At 70.4% G+C, this 25,451-nt stretch carries 25 protein-coding genes, 2 tRNA genes and 2 pseudogenes; 17 read left to right on the top strand and 12 right to left on the bottom strand.

Annotated features, from left to right (window positions below; all coding sequences use genetic code 11):
- The 3 genes and pseudogenes from FMEAI12_RS38755 to FMEAI12_RS28590 form a co-directional block, all read left to right on the top strand.
- The coding region (locus FMEAI12_RS38755) for a hypothetical protein (protein WP_235014706.1) at positions 1 to 444 on the top strand (444 nt) is incomplete at its 5' end.
- A gap of 171 nt (positions 445 to 615) precedes the next feature.
- A pseudogene (locus FMEAI12_RS39355) lies at positions 616 to 723 on the top strand (DUF4365 domain-containing protein); the annotation flags it as partial.
- Positions 724 to 1,134: 411 nt separating this feature from the next.
- Positions 1,135 to 1,521, top strand: coding sequence for a hypothetical protein (locus FMEAI12_RS28590; protein ID WP_131626871.1), 387 nt, complete (start codon positions 1,135 to 1,137; stop codon positions 1,519 to 1,521).
- Positions 1,522 to 2,180: 659 nt separating this feature from the next.
- Here FMEAI12_RS28590 and FMEAI12_RS40260 read toward each other — a convergent pair.
- From FMEAI12_RS40260 to FMEAI12_RS28565, 5 genes and pseudogenes are all read right to left on the bottom strand, one after another.
- Positions 2,181 to 2,504, bottom strand: a complete 324-nt coding sequence (locus tag FMEAI12_RS40260) for a hypothetical protein (RefSeq protein ID WP_306769307.1) — start codon at positions 2,502 to 2,504, stop codon at positions 2,181 to 2,183.
- Positions 2,505 to 2,977: 473 nt separating this feature from the next.
- Entirely contained in the window at positions 2,978 to 4,585 is a 1,608-nt protein-coding gene (locus FMEAI12_RS28580; RefSeq protein WP_235014704.1) for a sulfatase-like hydrolase/transferase, read from the bottom strand.
- Between the two features lie 203 nt (positions 4,586 to 4,788).
- Positions 4,789 to 5,103 (bottom strand): annotated as a pseudogene (locus FMEAI12_RS28575) (integrase core domain-containing protein); the annotation flags it as partial.
- 298 nt (positions 5,104 to 5,401) lie between these two features.
- The gene (locus FMEAI12_RS28570; RefSeq protein ID WP_112108504.1) at positions 5,402 to 5,638 is read right to left on the bottom strand and encodes a hypothetical protein; all 237 of its coding nucleotides are present in this window, start codon (positions 5,636 to 5,638) and stop codon (positions 5,402 to 5,404) included.
- 4 nt (positions 5,639 to 5,642) lie between these two features.
- Complete coding sequence (locus tag FMEAI12_RS28565) at positions 5,643 to 5,924, bottom strand: hypothetical protein (RefSeq protein WP_235014710.1); 282 nt, start codon at positions 5,922 to 5,924, stop codon at positions 5,643 to 5,645.
- A 415-nt stretch (positions 5,925 to 6,339) separates the two neighbouring features.
- On the opposite strand from FMEAI12_RS28565, the gene FMEAI12_RS28555 reads away from it, so the two are divergent.
- On the top strand, positions 6,340 to 6,942 hold the full coding sequence (locus tag FMEAI12_RS28555; RefSeq protein WP_112108501.1) for a GNAT family N-acetyltransferase: 603 nt from the start codon (positions 6,340 to 6,342) through the stop codon (positions 6,940 to 6,942).
- 134 nt (positions 6,943 to 7,076) lie between these two features.
- Here FMEAI12_RS28555 and FMEAI12_RS28550 read toward each other — a convergent pair.
- Both FMEAI12_RS28550 and FMEAI12_RS28545 read right to left on the bottom strand, forming a co-directional pair.
- Positions 7,077 to 7,150: transfer RNA gene (locus tag FMEAI12_RS28550), tRNA-Ile, on the bottom strand.
- Positions 7,151 to 7,422: 272 nt separating this feature from the next.
- A complete protein-coding gene (locus FMEAI12_RS28545) occupies positions 7,423 to 8,226 on the bottom strand; it encodes an alpha/beta fold hydrolase (RefSeq protein ID WP_112108500.1) in 804 nt (267 codons plus the stop codon).
- 317 nt (positions 8,227 to 8,543) lie between these two features.
- Here FMEAI12_RS28545 and FMEAI12_RS28540 point away from each other — a divergent pair, with 317 nt between their 5' ends.
- The 4 genes from FMEAI12_RS28540 (at position 8,544) to FMEAI12_RS28525 (ending at position 11,062) form a co-directional block, all read left to right on the top strand.
- Positions 8,544 to 9,194 (top strand): CrcB family protein, encoded by a 651-nt coding sequence (locus tag FMEAI12_RS28540; protein WP_112108499.1) that lies wholly within the window; start codon positions 8,544 to 8,546, stop codon positions 9,192 to 9,194.
- Positions 9,191 to 9,562: a fluoride efflux transporter CrcB gene (gene crcB / locus FMEAI12_RS28535; RefSeq protein WP_071059970.1), complete on the top strand. Its 372-nt coding sequence runs from the start codon at positions 9,191 to 9,193 to the stop codon at positions 9,560 to 9,562. Before FMEAI12_RS28540 ends, crcB begins: the two co-directional genes overlap by 4 nt.
- A gap of 253 nt (positions 9,563 to 9,815) precedes the next feature.
- The gene (locus FMEAI12_RS28530) at positions 9,816 to 10,613 is read left to right on the top strand and encodes a carboxymuconolactone decarboxylase family protein (RefSeq protein ID WP_235014708.1); all 798 of its coding nucleotides are present in this window, start codon (positions 9,816 to 9,818) and stop codon (positions 10,611 to 10,613) included.
- Complete coding sequence (locus FMEAI12_RS28525; RefSeq protein ID WP_020459053.1) at positions 10,610 to 11,062, top strand: pyridoxamine 5'-phosphate oxidase family protein; 453 nt, start codon at positions 10,610 to 10,612, stop codon at positions 11,060 to 11,062. Before FMEAI12_RS28530 ends, FMEAI12_RS28525 begins: the two co-directional genes overlap by 4 nt.
- A gap of 59 nt (positions 11,063 to 11,121) precedes the next feature.
- On the opposite strand, the gene FMEAI12_RS28520 is transcribed toward FMEAI12_RS28525, so the two are convergent.
- The 3 genes from FMEAI12_RS28520 to FMEAI12_RS28510 all read right to left on the bottom strand — a co-directional run bounded on the left by FMEAI12_RS28520 (position 11,122) and on the right by FMEAI12_RS28510 (position 14,485).
- Positions 11,122 to 11,544 carry a molybdopterin-binding protein gene (locus FMEAI12_RS28520; RefSeq protein ID WP_112108497.1) on the bottom strand — a complete coding sequence of 141 codons (423 nt, stop codon included), beginning with the start codon at positions 11,542 to 11,544 and terminating at the stop codon, positions 11,122 to 11,124.
- Positions 11,545 to 11,636: 92 nt separating this feature from the next.
- The gene (locus tag FMEAI12_RS28515) at positions 11,637 to 12,293 is read right to left on the bottom strand and encodes a response regulator transcription factor (protein WP_112108496.1); all 657 of its coding nucleotides are present in this window, start codon (positions 12,291 to 12,293) and stop codon (positions 11,637 to 11,639) included.
- Complete coding sequence (locus FMEAI12_RS28510) at positions 12,290 to 14,485, bottom strand: sensor histidine kinase (RefSeq protein ID WP_112108509.1); 2,196 nt, start codon at positions 14,483 to 14,485, stop codon at positions 12,290 to 12,292. The genes FMEAI12_RS28515 and FMEAI12_RS28510 overlap by 4 nt, the downstream gene beginning before the upstream one ends.
- A gap of 230 nt (positions 14,486 to 14,715) precedes the next feature.
- Between FMEAI12_RS28510 and FMEAI12_RS28505 the strand changes: the two genes are divergently transcribed.
- The 6 genes from FMEAI12_RS28505 (at position 14,716) to FMEAI12_RS28470 (ending at position 22,524) form a co-directional block, all read left to right on the top strand.
- Positions 14,716 to 15,549 carry a hypothetical protein gene (locus tag FMEAI12_RS28505; RefSeq protein ID WP_235014702.1) on the top strand — a complete coding sequence of 278 codons (834 nt, stop codon included), beginning with the start codon at positions 14,716 to 14,718 and terminating at the stop codon, positions 15,547 to 15,549.
- Positions 15,550 to 15,872: 323 nt separating this feature from the next.
- A complete protein-coding gene (locus FMEAI12_RS28495; protein ID WP_160144341.1) occupies positions 15,873 to 18,722 on the top strand; it encodes a protein kinase in 2,850 nt (949 codons plus the stop codon).
- A gap of 351 nt (positions 18,723 to 19,073) precedes the next feature.
- Entirely contained in the window at positions 19,074 to 20,282 is a 1,209-nt protein-coding gene (locus FMEAI12_RS28485; protein ID WP_112108493.1) for an NAD(P)/FAD-dependent oxidoreductase, read from the top strand.
- 92 nt (positions 20,283 to 20,374) lie between these two features.
- The gene (locus FMEAI12_RS28480) at positions 20,375 to 21,271 is read left to right on the top strand and encodes an RNA polymerase sigma-70 factor (protein WP_112108492.1); all 897 of its coding nucleotides are present in this window, start codon (positions 20,375 to 20,377) and stop codon (positions 21,269 to 21,271) included.
- A gap of 135 nt (positions 21,272 to 21,406) precedes the next feature.
- A complete protein-coding gene (locus FMEAI12_RS28475) occupies positions 21,407 to 21,850 on the top strand; it encodes a hypothetical protein (protein WP_235014700.1) in 444 nt (147 codons plus the stop codon).
- Positions 21,847 to 22,524 carry a 2'-5' RNA ligase family protein gene (locus FMEAI12_RS28470; protein WP_200835442.1) on the top strand — a complete coding sequence of 226 codons (678 nt, stop codon included), beginning with the start codon at positions 21,847 to 21,849 and terminating at the stop codon, positions 22,522 to 22,524. The genes FMEAI12_RS28475 and FMEAI12_RS28470 overlap by 4 nt, the downstream gene beginning before the upstream one ends.
- 85 nt (positions 22,525 to 22,609) lie before the next feature.
- Here the strand turns inward: FMEAI12_RS28470 and FMEAI12_RS28465 are convergent, their stop codons facing one another.
- Entirely contained in the window at positions 22,610 to 22,912 is a 303-nt protein-coding gene (locus FMEAI12_RS28465) for a helix-turn-helix domain-containing protein (protein ID WP_071067269.1), read from the bottom strand.
- 66 nt (positions 22,913 to 22,978) lie between these two features.
- Between FMEAI12_RS28465 and map the strand changes: the two genes are divergently transcribed.
- Positions 22,979 to 23,761 carry a type I methionyl aminopeptidase gene (map, locus tag FMEAI12_RS28460; protein WP_112108491.1) on the top strand — a complete coding sequence of 261 codons (783 nt, stop codon included), beginning with the start codon at positions 22,979 to 22,981 and terminating at the stop codon, positions 23,759 to 23,761.
- A gap of 417 nt (positions 23,762 to 24,178) precedes the next feature.
- Here the strand turns inward: map and FMEAI12_RS28450 are convergent.
- Positions 24,179 to 24,251, bottom strand: a tRNA-Asn gene (locus tag FMEAI12_RS28450).
- Positions 24,252 to 24,499: 248 nt separating this feature from the next.
- Between FMEAI12_RS28450 and FMEAI12_RS28445 the strand changes: the two genes are divergently transcribed.
- Together FMEAI12_RS28445 and FMEAI12_RS28440 are read left to right on the top strand one after the other, a co-directional pair.
- Positions 24,500 to 24,778 (top strand): hypothetical protein, encoded by a 279-nt coding sequence (locus FMEAI12_RS28445; protein ID WP_020458943.1) that lies wholly within the window; start codon positions 24,500 to 24,502, stop codon positions 24,776 to 24,778.
- 162 nt (positions 24,779 to 24,940) lie between these two features.
- A complete protein-coding gene (locus tag FMEAI12_RS28440) occupies positions 24,941 to 25,438 on the top strand; it encodes a helix-turn-helix domain-containing protein (protein ID WP_235014697.1) in 498 nt (165 codons plus the stop codon).
- Positions 25,439 to 25,451 lie beyond the last annotated feature (13 nt).

The raw sequence follows: 25,451 nt of genomic DNA, 5'->3' as shown, positions 1-25,451 counted from the left end.
CCACCGTCCTGGCCGCTCAACGCCGCGAACGCACCCGCGTCCGCTCCGAACGCCAACAACGCTGGGGCCGACCACGATCACACGCCGCCTGAACCGAACCAGAGAACATTCGTGGCCAGCGCACTAGGCCGCGGCTACGGCCGCCGCTCGCGGCTTCACGTTCGTGTTCGACTCGACCGTGCTCACCGCCCTCTCCTACGCTCGGCCGTTGGTCGAACAGCTACTAACGCCCACACAGTGGGTGATCGACCGGCCGACGTCATCGTCGAGGGCGAGCAGGATTTTGCGCTACTACGACTCAAGTCCTGCCGCTTGCCGGGTGCGCGGATCTACGCGATGACGCAGGCCCACGGATCGCACGACGAGATCGACGAACTTCTCCGCATCCTGCCCGCAGACACGACCATGGAACTGGTTGAGGTCGGGCAAGCGAAGGAATACTGACTGCTCGCTGGGTGCGGGGCGGACGCATCCACCCGCGCCCAGCAGGGAAGGGCCGCACGGGCAGGCAGAACAGCGCCGCGCTCAGCGGGGCGACATCACGAAACCGGCTGACAGGTCAGTGAACGTCCCGTAACCTGCCGGAGGTGGCCGGTCACGGGCGAGGGATGGCGGATGCTTGATGCCAACCAGCATCAGGGCAAGTTCGGCGAGGACTACGTGCGCGTCCTGGCCTCCGCTGCCGGCCTGATCGTCCTGAAGGAGGACATCGACGCCGCCGGAGGGAACCGACACACGGAGTGACACCCAGATATGAGGAGTACGCCGAATACGCGCCAGTCGAACACGCGACTCTGCCAGTCTCGACCCCGGAATACGGCTGCGGATCGTCCCTGCTCCCGCCAGCTCGCACCGGTGGCGGGCACAGCTTGATCTGATTCACGACAGCGGCGCTGCCTACGACGACCACGACCGGTGCTGGTACCTGCCCCTCACCGAGGACCTCATCGCACCTGGCACGCTCGATGCCCTGTTTCGCGCCGCCGCTGACTATCGCACCCGTATCACCACGCAGTGATCCACAATCCCGTCAAGATATGTATCTCATATCGCGTTAAGTAATTATATGAGGCCTTAGAGTGACGTAGTCCTTTTGTCTACCTGGTAGATGACATGGAGGCAGAACGACTCCCTGTGGTTGATCTCGATGAGCGTGAACGGCATCGCTGGTTGTTGACCCGTCGCTACTGGACTGGCTGGACCGGCAGCAGCCCGGTCCCGTCCGCGGAAGCGGTCGCGATGGTGGCCACAGTCGCCTCGACGACCGTCGATACGGCCCCGCTCGCCGACGACATCTACGCGGCCCTGGCGCTACTTGCCGACGCCCGGGAGACTCTGGACTACTGCGAGCTGGTCCTGCTGGACGCCGGCCGCCGCGCCGACCTGACCTGGAAGACCCTCGGCGGCGCCCTCGGCCACACCACCCCGGCAGCCCGCTCGGCCACCTCCACCCGGGCCCGGCGGCTCTTGGCTCGCTGGCCGGGCTACCACCCCCAGCTTCCCCGGGGCCTCCACCGCTGATCGCCACGGCAGCACACGGACACCGTCCCTCCCACCAGCAGGGCGGCTGCGGCGAGTGCAGGACGGCGCCACACCAGCATCGCGACCGAGTTGTCCCACCGAGGGAACAGGCATCGCCTCTTGCAGTGCGGTGCACGAACGCGGTGGCCACGGGAGTAGATACGGGTGCGTACCCGTATCCTCCGAGGGGAGTGGGAGGAGTCCACCTGTGGCCGATGCGAACGTGCGTATCCCTGCCGATGCCCGCGACCGGCTTGCCGAGGTGGCCGCGTCTGACAGAACATCACGCTGCCGTTGGGCGAGCGGCCGATCTGGTGGCACGTGTTGATGTCGCGCAGGTACCCGAAGGAGAACGCCTGGGCCCGCTGGGCGGGTGTGCCGTGCGCGTCCGGCGCGGACGCCGACTCCTGGTCGAACCAGCCGCCGCGGGGTGTCGCCCAGGCTGAAGAACAGCATCGCCCCGCTCATCGCGTCGTTGAGCGTGAGCCGGCCCGCGTCGCCCGCGAACCGGGTCTGCGTGTCGGCCAGACAGTCCGCCTGGTTCTCCTCCGCGCGGGAGACCGCGCCGAGGGTCCCGCCGATCCGGTCGGCCCGATGGCCGAGCTCGTGCATGAGTACGAACGCCGGGTAGGAGGCCCCGCCGATCTCGGACAGCTCGGTCATGAAGTCGACGCTGTCGTCGAGGGGGCAGTACAGGGCGTTGTTCGCGAACACTGGGGATCGTCGACGTCCTCGGCGCAGGCGATGTCAGGCATCTCGCCGTTCTTGTACGCGACGGACCGGGGCTGCGTCCAGGCGTCGCCGAGCTGGTCGTGCCAGTAGGTGTTCACCGCACCGGCGCAGCCCGCCGGTTCGGAGACCAGCGCCTCGACATCCTCGACGGTCTCGACCTTCCCGCCGCACGCCTGAGCCTCGGCGGCCTGGGTGTCGGCAGCCTCGGCGGTCAGCGCTCCGGTCTGTGTCCGGGCCTGGGCCTGCGTCATCGTGGGTGATCCTCCCGAGGGCTGCAGCGAGACCGAGCCGCTGGCGCTCCGGAATCCCGCGCACTCCGCAAGCAGGCAGGCGGAGAGGATAAACACGGCCATAACCGCACATCTGACGCGCAGGACGATCACCGTAGAGGCCAGCGGGCCCCGTTGGCGGCGTCGGTCGTCCCGCTGACAGCCGGACCGGCGCCCCGGTGCCGGTCCGGTGATCCGCGTCGGTCCAAGGGGGAGCGGCCCAGCGATCGAAACCCCACTTGGGACGCTGACGCGCGGACAGTGGGGGTGCGATGTGACAGTTGTCCCGTGTCTGCTCCGGGGGGCACGGACGGGCCACCCGCCCGGACCGTGTGGTCCGCGCGGGTGGCCCTGATGTTCCAGCCGGGGCCGTCAGCCCGTCCCGGTGACGCGGGCCGTATCGGCCCCGAGGGCTGCCCGGTCGGCCCGGCCCTGGTGGGTCCGGCCTGCCCTGGTCAGGAGCGGCAGGAAGCGCCGCTGCAGACCGCCAGTTCGTCGAGACGGGTGTCGAGCTCTGCGACGAGTTCGGCGTTCTGCTGGTGACCGGCGGGGGTGGCCAGCAGGTTCGTCAGCTGGTACGGGTCGGTGGACAGGTCGTAGAGCTCGCGCTCGTGGACCTCCGTGCGGTCGGTGTCGTACCACCGGACGTAGGTATAGCGCTCGGTGCGCAGCCCACTCCACGGGGGAACGTCGAAGTAGTGGGCGATCGGGTCACCGGTGAACTCCGGCGCCTCGATCTCGGCGCCGGGCACCTGCTCGGCGGCGATGCCGTCGACGCCCAGCGGACCCGGACCGGCGTACTGGCCGATCAGGTCGGTGCGCCACGACTGCGGTTCCTCACCGCGCAGCAGCGGGGCGATCGACATGCCGTCCATGTCCTGCGGGACGGGAACCCCGGCCAGCTCCAGGAACGTCGGAGCGATGTCGTGCAGGGCGACCATGTGGTCGTCGGTGCCCTTGACGACGCCCGGGCCGGCGACGACCAGCGGCACCCGCAGCGACTCCTCGTACGGAGCCATCTTGTTGATCAGTCGGTGCGAGCCGAGGTTGTAGCCGTTGTCCGAGGTGAAGACCAGGTAGGTGTTGTCGAGCTCGCCCGTCTCGCGCAGCGTGTCGACGATGCCGGCGACCATCTCGTCGAACGCGTAGAGCGAACCCATCCGGTCCTGGTAGTCGCGGTCGTTGGTCAGGTTCACCTGGGCAGAGCGCACATTCGCGCTCGTGCGCAGCCAGGCGGGCTTGTCGCTGAGGTCCTCCTCCTGGAAGTTGGGCGTCTGCGGCGCGGCGTCGTCCGCGAACGGGTTGTCGGCGTGCCGCGGCGCGGGCGGCAGCGGCAGGTGCGGCGCCGTCGACGCCGCGTAGAGCATGAACGGCTCGTCCTCGGCCGCCGCGCGTTCGAGGAAGTCCACCGACTTGTTCGCGACGACGTCGGTGGAGTAGTTGGCGGGATCGTCGTTTCCTCCGTACTGAACGATCGTCCCGTTCTCGTTCAGCGCGTAGTTGTAGCCCGTGTAGAAGGCGTTGTCGACGCTGCCGTACCACTCGGTCCAACCGGGCGGAACATGGTTGGGGTCGTCCTCGATGCCGTTCATGTACTTGCCGACGAGCGCCGTGCGGTACCCGCCGTCCTCGAGGTACTTGGCGAACGTCTTGTCCTCGTTGCCGTTCGCCTCGAAGGTCGCCCAGCCGCCCTGGTCACCGCTGTTCGTCAGAACACCGGTGTTGTGCCCGTACTTGCCGGTGAGCAGCGTGCCGCGGGCGGGGCAGCAGATGGGAGTGGGCGCGAAGCTCTCGGTGAACGTCAGGCCGTTGTCGCGCAGCAGCGCGGCGGTGTTCGGCATGGCGTCCCAGTAGGGCGACGTGGTCGCGTCGAGATCGTCGGCGGGGATGAAGACGAAGTTCGGGCGTTCCCCTTCCGCTGCCGCGAGAGCGATTTCGGACGGCGTTCCACCGCCCCCGCCGCCCGCTCCGGCGAGCACTGTGACCCCGAGGGTCGCCAGGCCCAGCATGCCCGCGATCCCCACCTTGGCGCGCGGTCCGAGACGTCGATGTCGTCCGGGCACGTCATCACTCCTTCGTGTCTGGTGTGCGATCGGCCAGAAATGCGTGCCGCCGTGCAGGCGGCACAGCCACGATCGCGCACAAGATTGCGAGGAGTTCGTCAGGAGTGTGTGCGCTCCATGTGAGAGCGGGCAGCGCGGTCAACCGCTCAGCAACCGGATTCACCTCCCACTGTCAAGTACCGGGTTTGATGGAGGCTCGGTTGTCACGCGCCGGCGGGCTGCCGGGCGTCCTCGATCTTGTGCTGGGCGGCCGCGTAGGCGGCCTCGTACTCCGCGGGCGGGACCATGTTGATCTCCCCGTGGAGCCTTCGGTGGTTGTACCAGTCGATGTACTCGGCGACGGCAACCTCAAGATCGGCGTGCCCCGCCCACGGTCCTCTGTTGCGGATCAGCTCAGCCTTGAACAGCGAGTTGAACGCCTCCGCCATGGCGTTGTCGTAGGAATCGCCGACCGAGCCCACGGAGGCGACGGCCTCCGCCTCGGCCAGGCGCTCGGTGTACCGGACGGCGACGTACTGACCGATTCGATGCGGTGGAAGTAGCCGGCTGGCTTGAGAAGCAGAGGAGCGAATAGCACCGGGAATCCACTGCCAGCCAGGAACCTCCGGCCCGCGAGGCAACGATAACCAGTTGCGGCGAGAGAACCAGTCAGCCCGTGGCGCGAACACCGGGCAACAGAAATCCCTGAAGTAGAAACGACCCCCGGCACCTGGTCAGGTGCCGGGGTCGTTCGGATTTTCGGTGAGGAGTTCGGATTTTCCGGTGCCGGAGCTGACCGACGGTGCCGTCAGGCGACCGTCGGCCGCCCCGACATGGTCAGGAACCTCCCCGTGTCGATCCGCAGTCGCACGGGCTGACGAGCCACGTCCGCCGCGAGGCAACGTTCGGGTCGATGATCCCGGTCATCGCCTCCACGTACCGCACGGCGAGCATGGCCGAGGGCCGGTGGCGTAGCGGTGACGGCTGGCCGTCGGACTCGACGAACATCAGGTGCACCGGCCCCGGATCGTCGCTCGCAAGAATGACGACCCGGGCGCCCGTCGTCGCGCCCATGGCCCTACTCACCGGTGAAGGCGCCGAGGGCCGCTCCGACGGCGCTCAAGTCGGCGTCCTCGTCATCGTGGCCGATGACCTTGAACGACAGCTTGCCGTCCATCATCGACGCCAGGATGCACGCGATGGGCAGCGTGCGCAGTGCGGCCGCGAGCGTCGCGGGGTGGATGCCGTCCGGGACGGTCACCGTGACGTAGTGGTAAGGGCCTGTTCCTTCCTCCTCAATCGTGAGCGTGGTGTTGGGGGTGCTCCCAGCGCTGGCGCTGCGCGCGGGAGCTGACAACATGTCGGACACGGTGTCGACCTCCTACAAGGGTCGGTGCCGAGGGCCGTCCCCAGTGCTGACTCACCGGGGGCGGCCCGACCTCTTTCGGGCTACTGGGCACGCTACACGCGCTCTTCCACCATCGGTAGTCCTAGGGTGGTAGTCCCTAGGTTGGTAGCGGTGGGCCGGCTGATCACCATCTCCGAGGTGCAGGAGCTACTGCGCCCGTCGTCACCGGACGGGCACCTCTCACGCCGACGCGCGGACCAGATCACGAGGAAGGCGGGCTTCCCAGAGCCTGCACAGAAGACCCCGGCCGGCCGCTTCTGGGACGAGGACGACGTCCAAGCTTGGATCGTGGCAAACCGCTCGTCGGACGACACCGACTCCGCCATCGGATAAGCACGCCCGACCTCGGCGGTGCGATGATCGTCGGATGCGGGTTCGCCGGGGTGTTATCGGTGATGCAGAGCAGGTCGCCAAGGTGCATGTCCTTGCCTGGCAGGCCGGGTACCGCGGGCTGCTGCCGCAACCGCTTCTGGACGGGCTACACCCCGCACAGCGCCTGCCTCGGTGGACGACGACCCTGAGCCAGGCCACCTGGCCGACCCGAGGCACTCTGGTTGCCGCCGATGCCGGTGACATCCTTGGCTTCGCGGACCTGTGTCCCACCCAGAACGACGACCAGGAAGCGGACCAGGTAGGAGAGATCCTCTCGTTCTACGTCCTGCCCGCCGCTTGGGGCCAAGGCGTGGGACGGCACCTGATGGCCGCGGCGATGGACACGTTCGACTCGGCGGGCTTCACGTCCGCAACCTTGTGGGTGCTGGAGACGAATCTTCACGCAAGGCGGTTCTACGCTCGCCTGGGTTGGGAGCCGGACGGTGCCGTGCGGGACGAGATCGTCGGCGGCGCAGCGATCCGTGACGTTCGATATCAGGCGCACAGCTCGGTCGGTGAGGGCCGGCGCGCGAAGGTCAGCGCACCCGCCGCGCGCCATGGCAGACCCCGCACGGACCGACCGGGGCGGGGGCACTAGCGGCAGACGACGAGCGGCATCGAAGATTAAAGATGACCGTCGACAGCTTCGCAAAGCGTGGGGTTACCGTGGGGTTTGCGATCTTCGGGACTTACCCGGCAACGCCGAAAATTGCTGTCTACCAGGGATTTTAGTGGGGCGGGTGGGGCTCGAACCCACGACCGACGGATTATGAGTCCGCTGCTCTAACCGGCTGAGCTACCGCCCCGGAGCTGCGCGCCACCCGACCTCGGCTGGGGCGCACCACGGGCAAGCATATCCGGGTGATCGGGCTGCGGCAGCGCGAGCGCATCCGGCGATCTCAGGCAGATCACACCCGACAGTCCTCACCGCGGCCGACCCGTTGTTCCCATCGGTGAGCCGTCGCCGGCAGCCACCCGAGGACGTCGTGGGGGCACCCGCGCCCGGCTCGTCGCCGAACGGGTGCAGTGGCCGGGCGGGGCCGCCTCAAGCGGTGCGCGCCACCACCAGCCCGGATGGTCAAGGGTTCGGGCCGGCCAGAAAGGAGATGACGTCGGGGAACGCTCGGACGTCCTGGGCGAAGAAGGTGTGGCCGCCCTCGTAAGTGCGCAGCGTGGCGGTGGGGATCCGGCTGGCGATCGCCTCGCTGTTCGCGGCGGGCGCGATTCCGTCGTAGCGGCCACAGGCGACCAGGGTCGGGCAGGTGATCGCGCCGAGCCGGTCGAACACGTCGTGGTGTCGGCGGGCCTCAAGCTGCGCGGTCTCCCCGCGTCGCTGCTCGTCGGTACGCGGCGTTGAGGCACGCCCGGCCATGCCGTCCGCCGTCATCCGGTCGGCGGGATGCGAAGCCAGCCATTCGGGGGTGAAACGCGAGTCAAGCAGCCGCGGTGCCAGCGCCGCCCGTTCGGCGGGGCTGAGCCCGTCGAGCTCATGGAGGGGGTAGGACGATCCGCCGGCGCCGCCGGCCGACGTGCACAGCAGCGCCAGCCGCTCGATCCGCTCCGGCCAGGTTACGGCCAGTTCCTGGGCGACCATCCCGCCGAAGCTGATGCCGACGACCCGGCATCGCTCCCAGCCGACCTGGTCGAGCAGGCTGGCGGCGTCCGCCGCGTAGTCGGCCATCGAGTAGGGGCCGGGTGGTACCGCGGTCCTGCCCAGGCCGCGCTGGTCGTGGGCGAGCAGGTCGAAGTGTTCGGCGAACGGGGCGAGCAGCCGTCCCGTCGTCGCCAGTGTGGTTCCGGAGCCGTTCAGGTAGAGCAGTGCCGGGCCGGCGCCGCGCCGTTCGTAGTAGATCTCGATTCCGTTGGCTGTCACCGTGGGCATCGGCCCCTCCCCCGCTTCGCCGCCCTCGGTGTCTCCGGCGGATTTACTCCCAACGTGGTCCGGTCAGTCCGGTCCGGTCAATGCGATCCGGCCTGCGCGAATCTCCGAGCCGGGAACGGGCGAAAACGCTGGGCGTCGCCCACCTGCTCGCCGCGCGGTTGTCCGGCGTCACCGTCGGCGGTGGCCGGTATCGTGAAGGCGCAGGGCGAGTCAGCTCTGCCGGCGGTGGGGCCCGCCGTCCTCGCGCCTGGGGAGAACCGCGACGGCGTCGCCAACGGTCCCTGCCAGTAGCTGTTTCCGCTGGTAGGAGGCCCGCCATGTCCGAACCCGTTGCCCGTCCCGGCCGCTCGGACGTCGATGCTCCGCGGCCCGTCGTCCGGCCCGGCGGGGCATCCGAAACCGTGGCTCGGCCCGTCGACCCCGATGTCGATCTGTCCGATCCCGAGGAGCGGGCGGAGCTGCGGCCGAGTCCCTGGCCGGTTCTCGCGGCCATCGCGGCCGGTGGTGTGCTCGGCGCGCTCGCCCGGCATGGCCTGGTTGTGGCCTTCCCACACGAGGCGGCCGATTTCGACCGGGCCACGTTCGCGATCAACACGTCCGGCTGCCTGCTCATCGGCGTGCTCATGGAGCTGGTCGGGAGCGTCTGGGCCGGGCGCCGGCTGGTCCGGCCGTTTCTCGGCGTGGGCGTGCTCGGCGGCTACACCACGTTCTCCGCCTACGTCGTGGACGTCGAGCGTGCCGTCGAAGCGGACGCGCCCGGCACCGCCCTTCTGTTCCTCTTCGCGTCCCTCGCCGCCGCGCTCATCGCGGTCGCCGTCGGTTCAGGTCTCACCGCGCGACTGCTGCGCTCCCGTGACCGCACCCGTGACCGCACCCGTGACCGCTCCGGTGACGGCTCCCGTGACCGCTCAGCTGATCGCCTCCGCGGCGCCGCTCACGGGGCTGGCGAAGTGCGGGGTGGACGGTGACGGTGCTGCTGGTCGCGCTCGGAGCGGCGGTCGGGGCGCCGTTGCGCTACCTCACCGACCGGGCGGTCCAGAGCCGTCACAGCTCGGTTTTCCCGTGGGGCACCCTGACCGTCAACACCGCCGGGTCCCTGTTGCTCGGGTTCCTGGTCGGCCTGCCGGCGTCGTCCGAGGTACTGTCCGTCGCCGGTACGGGGCTGTGTGGCGCGCTGACCACCTACTCGACGTTCAGCTACGAGACGCTGCGGCTGGCCAGGGACTGGACCCATCGCCACGCCGTCGCCAACGTCGTCGTGAGCCTGACCGTGGGTCTCGCGGCCGCCTTCGCCGGGGTCGCGCTCGGGCAGGCGGTCGGCGGGTCCGCGGGCTGACCCGGGCCCGGCAGCGACTCTGGACCCGGGAAAGTCGCCTGCCTTAGATTGCGGTCGACCGATTGAACGCAGTCCGGAGAAGCAGTCCGGAGGAGCGGAGCCGTCCATGACAACGGAAGGCACCGCGCAGGCGGGGCAAACGGGGCGAACGGGGCACGCGGGGCACGCGGGCGATGAGCGGGACCCCGCGCGGGCAGACGACGAGCTGGATGCGGGACGCACCGGCGTGGCCGAGAGCGTGTTCCGGGAGGTCATGGCCACCGAGGCGCCACCGGCACTGACTCCGTTCGAGGCGGCGGCGCGGGACTTCGTCTTCGGTGAGGTGTGGCGGCGCCCCGGGCTGAGCCGGCGGGACCGGCGGTGGGTGACGCTGACCTGCGTCGCGGCGGCCGACGCGCCCGGTCCCATCGACGCGCACGTCTATGCCGCCCTCAGCAGCGGTGACATCGAGATCGCGGAGATGCTCGAGTTCGTCCTGCACTTCGCGGTCTACTGCGGCTGGCCGAAGGCGTCCCACCTCGAAGGGGTCGTCGGCCGGCAGTGGGCGCGGGTCCAACGGGAGCGGGGGGTGGAGCCGACGGGATGGCCCCCGCTGGACGTCCCCTCGTTCGAGACCGGCGACTGGAACGCGCGGTTGGAAGGGGGCAGGGCCGAGTTCACCGACGTGAATCTGATGCCGGCGCCACCCGCGGACACGCCGTACCGCCAGGCCGGGATCCTGGGTTTCGTGTTCGGCAACGTCTGGCGGCGGCCCGGTCTCACCCGCCGGGAACGCCGGATCATCACCGTCGCCTGTGTGGGGATCGACGACTCCCCGATGCCGCTGCGGACGCACGTCGACGTGGCGTTGCGCTCCGGCGACCTCACCAGCGCGGAGATGGATGAGATCGTGCTGCAGTTCGCCGTCTACTACGGTTTCGCCAAGGGCGAGGCCCTCAGCGACGCCGCGGCCGCCGCTGTCACTACGGCCGCCGCTGTCACTACGGCCGATGCTGTCACCGCCACCGAAGCGGGCCCCGCGGGAAGTCCGCACCTGGAGGAAAAACGATGAAAGATCAGCGTCGAGGCCGCAAGATCGCCATGAGCCCGGCCGAGGTCGATGCGTTCCTCGCCGAGGAGCGAACCTGCCGGGTGGCGACGACCAGCGCGGACGGGCCGCATCTGACGCCCCTGTGGTTCGTCTGGGACGGGCAGGCGCTGTGGCTCAACTCGGTCGTCAAGAGCCAGCGCTGGACCGATCTCGAACGTGACCCGCGGGTGGCGATCGTCGTGGACACCGGTCACGAGTTCACCGAGCTGCGCGGGGTGGAGATCCGCGGCCGGGCCGAAAGCGTCGGCGAGGCGCCCCGGGTTGGCACCCCCGACCCCGGCCTGGCCACACCGGAGCTGCTCTACGCCCGCAAGTACGCCGGCCGCGACGAGATGCACTACGACGGCCGGCACGCCTGGCTGCGGGTGACCCCGGAGAAGATCACAAGCTGGGACTTCCGGAAGATGTGACCGGCGGCTGGACGTCGGCATCGGCATCGACATCCACGCACGGTTGTCGCGCGCGGGCGTCAGAGTGCGGAGAAGGCCACCTCGGTTGACTTGATCAGTGCGGTCACGGGCAGGCCCGGGGCAAGCTTGAGCTCGTCGACGGCGGCGCGGGTGATCGCCGCGGTCAGCTCGATGTCCGTGCCGAGGTCGATGCGGACGAGCGCCATCGCGCCGCCGGTGTCGATGCCGACCAGCGTCCCGCCCAGCCGGTTCCGGATGGTCAGGCCCGACGTCTCTCCCGTGGCGAGCGAGACGTCCGTCGACTTGACCAGCACCTCGACCGCCGAGCCGATGCCGATGCCGACGTCCTTGATGGCGTCCATGGTGACGGCCGATGTCAGGGTGTCGCCGTTCGCGAGGGCGATGCGGACAGTGCCCATGACAGCACCATCCGTGATATCAGCGACGGTGCCAGCCAGCCGATTACGGATGCTCAAGGTCATGGCTGGACATTAACGGCGTCCTGTTGCGGGCTGGTTGCGCCAGGCCGTGCGCACCCTCCTCACCTGCCCGTTCGGGCCGTCGGGAGGGTCGGTCACGGTTCACCCAGGCCGGCGCGGCGGGCTCGCAGGATTGCCGCCGTGCGGTCCGGGGCGTGCAGTTTGGTGAGGATGTTGGAGACATTGTTGGCGACGGTCTTCGGGGTGAGTTGGAGATGGCGCGCGATGCGGCTGTTCGGCCAGCCGTTCGCCAGCAGGCTGAGTACTTCACGTTCCCGTTCGGTGAGTTCGGGGAACGGGGCGTTCTCCGCGGGTGGGCTGGTGAAGGTGCGCAGTACGCGGTGCGCGACGTCCGGTCCGAACACGGCGTCGCCGCGGGCAACGGCCCCGATGGTGCGTACGACGTCCTTCTGCTGGGCGCCTTTGAGCAGGTAGCCGCGGGCGCCGGCGCGTAGGGCGGCGAAGACGAACTCGTCCTCGCCGTACATCGTGAGCATCACGACCGCGATCGTCGGCTGGGCGGTGGTGATCCGGCGGGTTGCCTCGACCCCGCCGATCCCGGGCATCTCGATGTCCATGAGCACGACGTCGGGCTGTTCCGTGCCGGCGAGGGCGACGGCCTGCTCGCCGGAGGTCGCCTCCCCGACCACGGTGAGGCCGTCGACGGAGTCGATCAGTGCGGACAGGCCGTCCAGCACGAGGCGGTGGTCGTCGGCGAGGAGCACCCGGATGGTGGCGGGGGGTTCGGTCACTGCTGGCTCCTCGTGAGCATTCCGGTGACGTCGGTGTGCGCGGATGAAGAAGATCCGTGATGCCTTTCTGGAGCGACCACGGCGGCGGACCGGGGTATCGCGCTTCCGGCGAGGGAGAGGGGGAGTTCTACCAGGACCCGGCCGCCGGTAGCGGTGGGTCCGGCGATCCAGCTGCCACCGAGCGCGGTCGCCCGTTCCCGCATCGAGGTCAGGCCGACCCCGGGTGCCCATGTTGCGCCGCTCCCGCTCCCGCTCGCGGTGCCGCCTGTCGCGGTGTCGCCCGTCGCGCTGTCGCCTGTCGCGCCGTCGCCGGCTGTTCCGTTGTCGCGGATCTCGACACGCAGGTGATCGACGCAGGTGATCGACACTTCGCAGGACGACGCCCGGGCGTGCCGGGTGACGTTCGTGATGGCTTCCGTGATGATCCGGTAAGCGGCGATCTCCACCGCCGCCGGCAGCGGCGGCAGGGATTCGGGCGCCGACACCACGACCGGGACCGCGGCGTGCCGAAGCTGCTCGCGCAGCGCGGGCAGCAGCCCGAGTTCGTCGAGGACGGGCGGCCTCAGGGCGTAGACCAGGCGGCGCAGGTCGGCGAGGGCCGAGGTGAGGTCCCGCCGGACCGAGTCGAGCAGGTTCCTGGTCCGCGCCACGTCCCGGTCGACGAGGTTCCCGGCGGCGTCCACCTTGGTCGCGGCGGCGGTCAGGGTCGGTCCGAGACCGTCGTGCAGGTCGTGGCGCAGCCGGCGGCGCTCCTCCTCCGCCGCGCTGACGATGCGCTCGCGCGAGCGCATCAGCGCCTCGGTGAGTTGCACGTTGCTGGCGGCCACCGCGACCTGGCGGGCGATGTCGGTGAGCAGGCGGTTCTCCCGCGGAGCCAGCGCGTTCTGCCCGGCCCGCAGGCTGACGACGAGCGCGCCGATGTCCTGCCCCTGATGCACCAGCGGGAAGCGGACCGACGCGCCCGGCCGCGCGGCCTCGCCGTGGGTGATGGAACGAACGGAGCCGTCGTCGCCGCGCATCTCCACTGCGGCCGACGGCAGCCGCAGTGCCCCGACCAGGGCTTCGAGCAGGCCCGGCAGCAGGGTCTGCACGCTGCCGGCCGCTTCCAGGCGCGCCGCCACCCCGGTCACCACGGTGTACGGCTCGTCGCGTTCGCCGTAGAGAAAGCGGTTCACCATGCGTTGCACCCGGTCGCGTGCCGGGGCGAGGCTGAACGCCGCGCCGACCGCGGCGAGCACCGTGGACGTCCCGCCCACCTGCTGGCCGAACGCGACGAGGACCGCGACGCCGGCCGCGTACACGACGGCCACGAACGCGGTGAGCAGCGTGTAGACGAGCGTGCGGTTGAGGACCGCCTCGATGCCGTAGACACGGTTCGCGAGCACCACGGCGACGACGACGACGAGTTCGACCACGGTGCCGACACTGCCGATCAGCTCTCCGGCGGGAAGCGCGACGACGACGGGGGTGAGCACGATCGCGACCGCGTTGATCACGGCCAGCCAGCGCAGCACCTGGCGCAGCTCGCCGTCCGCCCGCATCCAGCGGACCACCATCACGGCCGACCCGAGCAGCAGGCCCGAGGAGAACAGCGCGACCGGCAGCCAGCCGGGGATGGCGTCCACCCCGATCGGATTGGTGAGCCCGGCATAGGCCGGCGGAGACTCGGCGGATCTGAAGGACCACAGCGGTCCGCTCAGCCAGCCCACGGCGCACAGCCCGACGCTGACCGCCGCGAGCCGCCCGACCCAGCCATGGGGGAACCGCCCCTGCGGGAACGTCGCCCAGATGATCGCCAGCACGAGGGGCCCCAGCGCCTCGCACGTGGAGGCGGCGAGAAGCGCCGGCGCAGCCCCCGGCAGCTCCCGGTCGCCGAACACGGTGAACACCGCCCAGCCCGTGCCGGCGGCCGCCACACCGTGGCCGATCGCGGCGGCCAGCGCGAGCCAGCCGAACGGGACCTCCGGCCGGCGCGTGGCCAGCAGCCAACCGGCCGCCACGAACGGAACCGCGAGGAGGACCTGGGTCCAGCCCGCCGCGCTGGCGGAGCCCCCCGACGGCGTGAGGAACCCGTGCCGGTTGGCGACGGCCAGCACCGCGCCAGCGACGGCCAGCACGAGCGCGGCCAGGGCCAGGATGTGCGCGGCCCGTCGACGCCCTGGCCGTGCCGGCGGCGGGTCCTGCGCGAACACGTCCAAGCCAGCTCCCTCACCTAAACCCGTGGGGCGCGAAGGATCGCATGATCGCACCCCGTGGGGACCCAGTGTGCGGGACCGCTGATCCCGTCCGCCTCGGGAATTTCTCCCGGCCGTTCCGGGAACGCGCACCCGTGCCGGCGGGACGGTTCCACCCGAATGATCAGGCTGCCGCCGCGACCGGTCAGCAGGACCGGTCCGGCCCGGGATCCGATCGGGAGACAACGATGAAGACCCACAGCATCGCCGGCCAGGCCCGCCGCCGATGGATGATCACCGCCGGTGCCCTCGGCCTCGGCGCGGTCGTCGCGCTCGCCGGCTGCTCCGACTCCTCCGGCACGGCGGGCGCGACAGAGACACGCGGAGCCACGACGACTCCCGATGCCTCGACCACCGACGCCACGACCACCGACGCCACGCAGGCGGCCTGCGCCGCCCAGTTGGCGAGCAACTGGGTCGGCATGCCGGGGATCGACCCGGACTCGCCGCCGCCGAGCGCCACCGAGGTCCAGACCTGGGCGGCGTCCGTCGAACCGCACCTCGGGCCGCTGCGAGCGGGCGTACCCGGCGACGTGGCGAGCCAGGTCGACGTCCTCGCCGAGACCGTGCGGGGCGCCGCGGAGGGAAAGCCGCCCGCCGACCCCGACGGCTCCATGAACACCGCGCTCACCGCCGTCAACGCATGGGCTCATGACACCTGCGGCTACACCACGCTCGACGTGACCAACAGCGACGGCAGCGGCCTCGCCGGTGTCCCAGCCTCACTTCCCGCCGGCCCGGTCGCACTGAAGTTCACCAACACCGGCGACCCGGCGAAGGCCGGATTCATCCTGCTGCTCGGCAGGGTCCGCGACGGTGAGACGGCCACCGCGGCCGACGTGCAGTCCGGGAAGACGAACATCGAGGCTGTCGCCGACATCGTCGCCGTGGCCCAACCGACCGGTTCCGATCCCGCCTACGGCCTCACCACACTCGTTGCCGGACGCTACATCGTGACCACGCCCATCGGGGCGCCCCCGCAGTTCAGCGGCGTCATCGCCGCCGGGTTCGAGGTCAGCTGACGCCACACGGCACCGTCAGCCACGACGAAGCTGTCAGGTTCCGCGCGCCGGCAGGGGGCGCGCGGAACCCCTGCGACGACTGATCTGATCGTCGACAAGGCCGACGCCGCAGCGCGGGAGGCGTTGGGGGCGGCCACGCCGGCGCAGGTGGCGCTTTACGGCGACCACCTCGCCGCGATGGAGCAGGCGGGGGCCACGGGGTGCTGTCCGGTGGTCCGGTGCGTGACTGGATATGTCGGTACAGTGTCGGTCAGGCAGTCAGATCACCGGGTCGGCGTGGGGGACGCTTTCTGATCATCGATCGTGCCCGGGTGGAAGCCGCGTTGCCCGACTACGAGCTGGGGCTGGAGCTCGGCAGCGGCGCTTTCGGCCTTGTCGTGGCCGGCCGTCACCGGCGTCTGCACCGCGACGTCGCAATCAAGATCCTGGCAAGCGAGCTGGACGCCGACGAGTTCGAGGCGGAGGCTCGGGTGCTCGCCGGGCTCGATCACCCCCATGTGGTCCGCATCTACGACTGTCGCGAGCACGGTGGGCTCGGTTTCATCGTGATGGAGCTGTTGCCCGGCGGGAGTCTGCGGCAACGCACGGCCCGGCGGCACGGATCACGGCGGCGCAGCGTCGAGACCGCGTGCGCGATCGGCCTGGCGGTCGCCGGCGGCGTCGGCGCGGCGCACCGGCGCAACGTGCCCCACCGCGACATCAAGCCGGAGAACATGCTGTTCGCGGCCGACGATCGCCTGAAAGTGACCGACTTCGGTCTTGCCAAGGCCATCGACGGCAGCGCCGTGGCGGCCAGCCGGATCGTCGGCACTCCGCTGTACATGGCGCCGGAGCAGTTCGACCTGCGTGAGCTGCGGCCGGCGACCGATGTGTACGCCCTGGGCGTCGTGCTCTACGAGGTGCTCACCGGGGCGCACCCGTTCGCCGACCATCGGCGTTCCTTTGCCGCGCTGCAGCACTGCCATCTCAACGAGGTGCCGCCACCCCCGGTCGGGATACCGGGCCCGATCGCGGACGTCATGGCGCGTGCTCTTGCCAAGGCGCCGGACGACCGGCCGGCCACCGCCGGTGAGCTGGCACTCCAGCTCGCCCGCGCGGCGCGGGACACCCTCGGCGCCGGCTGGCTCGACCGGGCCGAGCTCGTGCCCCACCTCGACGACGACGTACGGGTCCTCGCCTGGAGCACCGGCGGCGACATCGGCTCGCCGACCACGATGTCCGACCTCGCGCCGACCGCGACACCCGACTCCACACCGACCGCGGCCAGGCCGGCCGACACCCCGCCGTCCGAACCGCCGCCGTCCGAACCGCCGGCGAACGACGCCGGGCCAGACGCAGGCGCGGCCACCGGTGTCACGACGACCGCTGCCTCAGCGCAGCAGGCGATCGGGCCGAGCACCATCCGCCCGCCCGAGGCGCCGCCGACCAGTGACGAGGCGCTCGACGAGGACGGGACCACACACCGACCGGACGACACGAACCGGCTCGGGCAGGAGGACCGGAACCGGCCGGGATCACGGGACGGGCCCTGGCCCGCGGTGGACACCCCTGCGGCCGCGGGCCCGCGCGACCGACCGCCGGGCACGGGTGACTCGCCGGGCACGGGTGACTCGCCGGGCATCTGGCCGCACGTCGTGCTGGGCGTGGCGGCCCTGGCGAGCATCGGCCCGTTCCTGGCCCCCGTGACCTCCACGATGGCCTACTACGGGACGCTCGGCGCGTGGGCGGTCTGGGGACCGTTCGCGGTCGTGCTGGCCGCCCTGCCGGTGGTGCTCGCGTTGCGCGTCACGCTCGACCGGTGGGCGGCGGTGCGCGCGCCGACGACCGGAGCCGCCTTCGGCCTGGCTGCACTGACACTCGGCGCGCTGGCGGAGGTACGCCAGCAGGCGATCGAATACAGCCATCCGCTGCGAGCCGGCTGGTGGGTGTCCGTGGCCGCGGCCTCGCTCGTGCTGGCGGTCACGGCGTTCGCACGGCTGCGGCGGGCGCCCGACGCAGCGGGTCGGGTCGGCCCGGCGCTGGCCGCCCTCGGGTTCGTCGCGCTGCTGCTTTTTCCCGATGATCCCTACTGGACGCACCAGGCGTCGTTCCGGTTCGGACAGGCCACGGCGGTCACGGTGCTCGCCGGGCTGGCTCTGCTCGTCCTGCTTTTCCGCCGGGGAGCGCCACCCGCCCTGCTCACGGCCGCAGCGGTGGCGGTGACCTCGGTCGATCTCCTCGGATGGTTCCGGACGACACCGAACTTCCAGGTCGGCAACGCCACGGTTCTGATCGCGCTGCTGGCCCTGTCACTCGTGACGGACCCGCGCCGGAAGACAGACCGTGCATTCCTGCTCGCCGCCGGCCTGTCCGGTCCGCTTCTCGCAGTCCGCGTGCTCGTCGACTACCAGCCGTCCGGGTACGCCGTGGCCAGCACCATCGGCTATGGGGGATTCGCGCTGCTCGTCGTGGCCGGGTTCGTCGCGGCACGCCGCCGGCACCGGCGGGTCGGACCGGCCGGCGCCGAGCGGCCTGGGGCCGAAGGAACAGCGGGTCCACCGCCGATCAGAACACTCGGCTCGGCCGGGGCGCAGCTCGCGGCGACGCTCGCCGCGGTGGTCGTCGTGGCGCTCCCCCTCGGCGTGACGGCGGCATCGACCAGCGACCAGATGCCGCTGGCGGCGAACTCCTCGGCCGGCGCGGGGTCGCAGGCGGAACCGGCCTCGGACGGGCAGGGCGGCGAACCATCCGACCCAGAGGAGGGCACGGCCGGCGACGATCTACCCGCGGTGGCCGGGGCGACCGATCTGACAACCGAGCCGGTGGTCAGTGCCGGATCGGGCAGTCCACCGACCTCGCTGGTCACCAGGGACCTGGTGGCAGGCATCGGCCCGGCCGCATCGGCGTCGGGCACCGTCACCATCCACTACGTCGGCGTCCGGTGGCGGGACGGAAAGGTGTTCGACTCGAGCTGGGGCCGCGGCGCATCCGACACGTTCTCGCTCAGAACGGTGATCGACGGGTTCGCACGCGGGATCGAGGGGATGCGCACCAGCGGCCGCCGCGAGATCGTCATCCCACCCGATCTGGGTTACGGACCCGCCGGTGGCCAGCCCCCGGACATCGCGGCCGACGACACGCTCGTCTTCGTCGTCGACCTGATCAGCGTGGCACCGGAACCGACCGCGGGCTGAGGCGTTGTCGGGCATCCGGCCTCGTACAGGTTGACGGGCTCCGCACACACCAGTACTCGACGAACTCCCGATCGTCGTCGTTCAAGGCGCTCCCGACCAGCGCAGCCGCCGCCTCGGGCTCATGCGCCCGACGTCCTGGCCGCCGAACGCAAGGAACGAGCCCGCATCCGAAGCGAGAAGGGCATCCGCTGGGGCGGACGCCCTCTCAAAACCGCAGCCTGACCCAACCCGGCGAACCAATGCGGTCACAGCTCCAGCCGAGCCCCCGTGAAGTGATCTGACTCACGTCCTGTCACAGCGACCGATGACGCGGTGTCTTGAGGCCGACCACCTGGAAACGGAGGAGGCACTATGACTGGGAACACGCATGTGGTCGTGATCGGTGGCGGATACGCGGGCGTGATGGCCGCGAACCGGCTGACGCTGCGCGACGACGTGACCGTGACGCTGATCAACCCGCGCCCGGACTTCGTCCACCGGGTCCGCCTGCACCAGCTGGTGGGCGGGTCCGACGACGCGGTCGTCGCCTACCAGGACGTCCTGGCCGAGGGCGTCCGGCTGGTGGTCGACACCGTGACCCGTATCGACGCGGCCGAGCGCAGCGTGACACTGGCGGCCGACCGCACGCTCGGCTACGACTACCTGATCTACGCCGTGGGCAGTGGCAGCGCCGAACTGAGCGTGCCAGGGGCGGCCGAGTTCGCCTACCCGATCTCCACCCTGGAGGAGGCACAGCGGCTGCGCCCGGTCCTCGACGCCGCGCCCGCGACGGCCCCCGTGACGGTGGTCGGCGCCGGTCCCACCGGCATCGAGACCGCCGCCGAGCTGGCGGAGCAGGGCCGCCGGGTGACCCTGGTCTGCGGCGGCGTGCTCGGCCCGTGCCTGCACACCCGGGGTCGGCGCTCGGTTGCGAAGCGGCTCGCCAAGCTCGGTGTGACGGTTATCGACGGCTCCGACGCGAAGGTGACGGCGGTGACCCGCGACACCGTACGGCTCGCTGACGGCCGTGAACTGCCGAGCGAGGTCACCGTCTGGACCGTCGGCTTCGGCGTTCCTGAACTGGCCGTACGCAGCGGTCTGAGCACCGACGCCGTGGGCCGCCTGCGCACCGACGAGACGCTGACCAGCGTGGACGACGAGCGCATCGTCGCGGCCGGGGACTCGGCGGCACCGTCCGGCCTGCCGCTGCGGATGAGCTGCCTGAACGCGATGCCGCTGGGCGCGCGGGCCGCCGACACCGTACTCAGCAGGCTCGCGGGTGAGCGGCCCGACGACATCCACCAGTCGTTGGGCGCCCAGTGCATCAGCCTGGGCCGAAGCGCGGGCATCTACCAGTTCGCCAACAGGTCCGACGTCGCGGTGTGGCTGCACATCGACGACGGCCTGGGCGCCAGGGTCAAGGAATTGGTCTGCAAGGTCATCCCCAAGCACTTGGCCGAAGAGGCGCACAAGCCCGGTTCGTTCAGGCTGCACCGCATTCCGGGAGGTGTCGCCAAGCGCCAGCAGCTGCTGCGCGCCAACCGCGCCGAGGCACCGGCCGCCGCCGACCGGGCAGCCTGACCGGTGCGTGCCGCGAGGATCTTGCTGTGGACGCACGCGAACGCGGTCGGCCGCCAGGGCCGACCGCGAAGGACGAGGAGAAGGGACGAGAGATGAGCGACGACGCCACCGACCCGGCGACCGAGGCGTTCCTCGCACACCGCAACCTGCTCTTCACCGTCGCCTACGAGATACTCGGATCGGCGGCCGACGCCGAAGACGTCCTCCAGGAGACCTGGCTTCGATGGGTCAAGGCCGACCAGGGGCAGATGCGCGACCAGCGCGCCTACCTGGTCCGGATCACCACCCGCCAGGCGCTCAACCGGCTGCGCACCATGAAGCGCCGCCGGGAGGCATACGTCGGCCCCTGGCTGCCCGAGCCGCTGCTCACCGCGCCGGACGTGGCCGAGGACGTCGAGCTCGCCGAGAGCGTGTCGATGGCGCTGATGCTCGTCCTCGAGACGCTGTCACCGACCGAGCGCGCCGTCTTCGTGCTGCGCGAGGTCTTCGACATCGGCTACGACGAGATCGCGGCCGCCGTCGACAAGAGCCCTGCGGCCGTCCGCCAGATCGCCCACCGCGCCCGCCAGCACGTCGATTCCCGCCGCCCCCGCCGGGTGGTCTCCTCGAACGAGGGCCAGGCAGTCCTGGAGTCGTTCCAGCGCGCGATCGAAACCGGGGACCCGCAGGGCCTCCTTGAGGTGCTCGCCCCCGAGGTCGTCCTGATGAGCGACGGCGGCGGCATCAAACACGCCGCGCTGCGGCCGGTCACTGGCGCCGAGCAGGTGGCCCGTATGTTCGCCGGCGGCATCGGCAAGCTCGAAGGCACGCTCACCGCCGAACCGACCATGGTCAACGGCAACCCGGCACTCCTCGTCCGCCTGGACGGCGAGATCGACGGCGTCATGGCGATCCGTGTCGAGGACGCACGCATCACCGGCCTCTACTACGTCCGCAACCCGGAGAAACTGTCCCACGTCGCATCCGCGACCCCACTCACCCTGCACTGAACACCACCGGTCCCCGACGCGCGGACGTCAGGTCGCCGAGTCGCCGGTCGGTCGGCCCAGGCAATCCGGCTTGCCGTGAACGGGGAGGCACGCGCCCTCGGTCGGCTCGGTGACCGCACCGGCGTGGACCGATCCGTGGCCGAAGCGTTCGACCTGGCCGACCAGTATCCGGTGCCCGACGGGATGTCACCCTGTATCTCCTTCGGGCCCTACAGCACGGCCCGTGTCGCCGCGAACGCAGCGACCGCATACGTCTCCCTGGGCGAAACGGCCAGGGTGCGGGAGTATGCGGACATGGCCGTGCAGGTAGCCGACCGATCCCCATCGATGTGGAGCCGTTGTCTCGTCCGCCTCGACCTGGCGACCGCGCTGCTCCTGTCCGACGCTCCCGACCCGGAGCAGGCTGCCGCACTTGGGATCGAGGCTCTGACTAGCGCGGCCGGCAACCCGATCGAGTCCATCCGACGTCGTAGCCACGAGCTGGTCGCCCGTGCCAGGCCATGGCAGCAGATCGGCCCGGTCACCGAACTCGCGGAGGCTTCCCGCGCGCTCGCCCTCCCCGCCGGCGCACACCGGTGACCACGTCACCCACCACGAACCCGGTCATGGACGACTGGCACCGCTTCACCAGCCTCGACCGGCTCGACAACCACTGGGACCGGCCCGGCTGGACGCCCGGACGCCGCTCCTACCACTGGATGCTGACCTTCGAGAACGCCACCGAGCTGCACGCCCTTGCCGACCGGTGCCAGCAGCGGCTGCGCCTGCCCGTCCTCGACCCGGTACCGCCTGACGGGCTGCATCTGACGCTCCAACGTCTCGCCTTCACCGATCAGATCGGCCGGGCTGATGTTGACAGAGCCGTGGAGCAGACGTGTGTACGGCTGGCCGGTGTCGAGCCGTTCTCGTTGGCTGTGGGGCCACTGGCGGGGTCGTCCGGTGCCGTCCGCTTCAGCGTCCTGTCCTGGGCGCCGGTGGTCGCCGTTCGGGACGGGCTCATCGAGGCGATCACGGCCGTACTCGGGCCCGCCGCGGTGGTGGTCAAGCCGAACGGGTTTCGGCCCCACGTCGGCATCGCCTACTGCAACAGTCGGACCGACGCCCATCCGATCATCTCGGCCGTCAGAGATCTCCGGGAGCTTCCACCCGTCCGTGTCACGGTCGGCGCCGTCACGCTGGTCGAACTACGCCGCGAGGAACGCGCGTACCGGTGGGACACCTTGGCCCGCGTGCGCCTTGTCAGCGCCTGCTAGGTGTACTGACCGGGGACGTTGGTTGAGCACCGCGCCCACGGGCTCTCTGCCGTCGGCACCTGCAACGGAGCTGCGGGCCCGAGACTCACGAGGCCAACCGCTCGCGTGCGTTGCGACCTGATCTTGTGGGTTCGACCTCGCCGTCAGGCTGGTTGATCTCGGCCCACACTTCGTCGAGGGAAAGGCCGAGGACATCGGCGATCGCCGCGATGGTCGGGAAGGCAGGGGTGGCTACGCGACCAGACTCGATCTTCCGAAGGGTTTCTGGTGAGACACCTGCATCCAGCGCGGTATCGAGCATCGAGCGCTCCCCCCTGGCCCGACGCAGGAGGGCGCCGAGGCGCTGCCCGCGCTCGACCTCTGCCGGAGTGAGCGGCAACCTGACCATGACTCCAATTATAGTACCGGTATAATATGGCCGGGATAGTTATTGGTAGTGCGAGAAGGGCGCCGCATGATCGAGATCCTGAGCCCCACCAAACTGGCCCAAGCAAAGGACACAGGCGCCCTGGTCGCTGACATTTTGCAGACGCTGAAGAGCCGCAGCACGGTCGGCACGAGCCTCCTGGACATCGATCGGTGGGCCGAGACCATGATCGTCGAGGCTGGAGCGCAGTCCTGCTACGTCGACTACGAGCCGTCCTTCGGACGCGGGCCGTTCGGCCACTACATCTGCACGGCCGTCAACGACGCCGTGCTCCACGGCCTGCCCTACGACTACACGCTTGCCGACGGCGACCTGCTGACGCTCGACCTCGCCGTCTCCAAAGACGGAGTCGCCGCGGACTCCGCCATCAGCTTCATCGTGGGCGACTCAAAGCCCCCGGAGAGCGTCGCGATGATCAACGCGATCGAACGCGCGCTGTACGCAGGGATAGCCGCTGCCGGCCCCGGAGCTCGCATCGGTGACATCTCCCATGCCATCGGCTCCGTCCTCAGCGAGGCCGGGTACCCGATCAACACCGAGTTCGGAGGTCATGGCATCGGATCGACGATGCACCAGGACCCGCACGTTTCGAACACCGGACGGCCCGGCCGTGGATACAGACTGCGCCCTGGGCTGCTGCTGGCATTGGAGCCGTGGGTCATGGCGGACACCGCCGAGCTCGTCACCGATGCCGATGGCTGGACCCTCCGAAGCGCGACAGGCTGCCAGACAGCGCACAGTGAGCACACGATCGCCATCACCGACGACGGAGCCGAAATCCTCACCTTGCCGACGCAGGCGCACTCGTGAGATCGGAGCCACACCTGCCCCTATGCTCCTGGCGCCTCATCACGAATCACCGGTGAAAAGGAAGGTCCCCGACGTCTCATGTCCACGCGATTGATCAACGTCCCCGATCATTACAGCTAGAGGCTCCCCACCAGACGCCCAGGAGAGGGTCCCCTCTCCGCCCACTGGGGACTACGGCGCGACCTGTCTCCCCCGACCAGCCGAACCCCGTCGATACCGGGGCGGACCGGCCGCCGCTCGGCCGACATCGGGATGGGGCCTGAGGCCAGGATGACGGTCGACTCGGCGGGTCGGTGGCCCAGGTAGACGATCCTGGGAACGGTCACCGCGGAAAGAATCATGGGGTAAAGCTAGGGTGATCTTCGTCTCGCGATCCGAAGGATCTTGAGGAAACCTGGCCTGACCAGGGAAAACGTGCTCCCGCGATAGGACTCGAACCTATAACCTGCCGGTTAACAGCCGGCTGCTCTGCCAATTGAGCTACGCGGGACCGTCATTTCCGTCAGGCCCGAACCGCCCAGGTTCCGCCGAGCGACCAGATGCTCCGCGGCCTGGCCGCCGTGCCGCCTGGATCTAGCCGCCCGAACCGGGCGGGTGGCGGCGACGGATCGTGCCTGACGTCGTCAGCCTACCTGAGGTTCCGGCACGGCTGTCGGTGGGGTAGTAAACAAGCCTGTGACAAGCCGGAGCAAGCGCGGTGTCAGCCGCGAACGCCCGGCCCCTGCCCCGGGAGGAACCATGCGCATCAGGCCCAGTGTGGTCGTTGCCCTCGGCATCGGGTACGTCCTCGGTGCCCGTGCGGGGCGTGACCACTACGACGCGATCATGCGCCAGGCGCGCGAGGTCAGGGAACGCCCGGAGGTCCAGAGCGTCGCCGGGGTGGTCTCGGCCCAGGCCGGGGCCCTCGCCCAGCGGGTCCGCACCGTGCTGGGCAGCGCCCAGGACAGCGACGGCACCACCTTCGCCGCGTCCCTGGGAGCGCACAGCTCCAACGGTGTGGGGGTGCACTCGCGCTGACGACGACCAGCATCTCCCACCACACCGCGGTGTGGGCCCTGCCCCATTTGGGGGACCACCCCAGGAAACGCCGGTTCCGGGCGGTCTGGCTGCAGGCCGTCCGGGTCCGTCCCGCTGGCGAGCGCTCGGCACGGGTCCACCCGGCCGCCGGCGGCCACACCGGTGTCCGTGCGCGCTGACCGGGGGCGACGCGGCCCCGGCGGCCGGCGGACGTCCACGCATGCCGGCGGTGCCACGCCGGGGTCAGGTGCCGGGTCCGGGCCTGGCTCCGGCTCCGGCTCCGGCTCCGGCTCCGGCTCCGGGCAGGCTGCGGCCGGTGTGCCGGAGGAGCTCGCCGCCATCCTGGAACTGCTGGGACGCCGGTACACGCTGGCCGCCTTCTGGAGCCTTCGCGGCGGTTCGTCCTCCTTCCGGTCTCTCACCGGACGGGTCGGCGCGCCGGAGTCCCAGCTCTCGCAGCGGATGCGCGAGCTGCGCGAAGCCGGCCTGGTCGAGGTCGACGAGGCCGGCGAGTACCGCCTGACCAGCCATGGACGTCGGCTGTTGGGCGTTCTGGAGCCGCTGTCCGCCTGGGCCCAGGACTGGGTCGCGCTGAGTCCACGCCAACGGATCCCGAAGGGCTCCGCCAGCCACGCGACGGACGAACCGGACCCCGACTGACCCGCCCCGGCAC

Source organism: Parafrankia sp. Ea1.12, assembly GCF_900465275.1.
GTDB lineage: Bacteria > Actinomycetota > Actinomycetes > Frankiales > Frankiaceae > Parafrankia > Parafrankia soli.
This window is presented reverse-complemented; position numbering and strand designations above follow the sequence as displayed.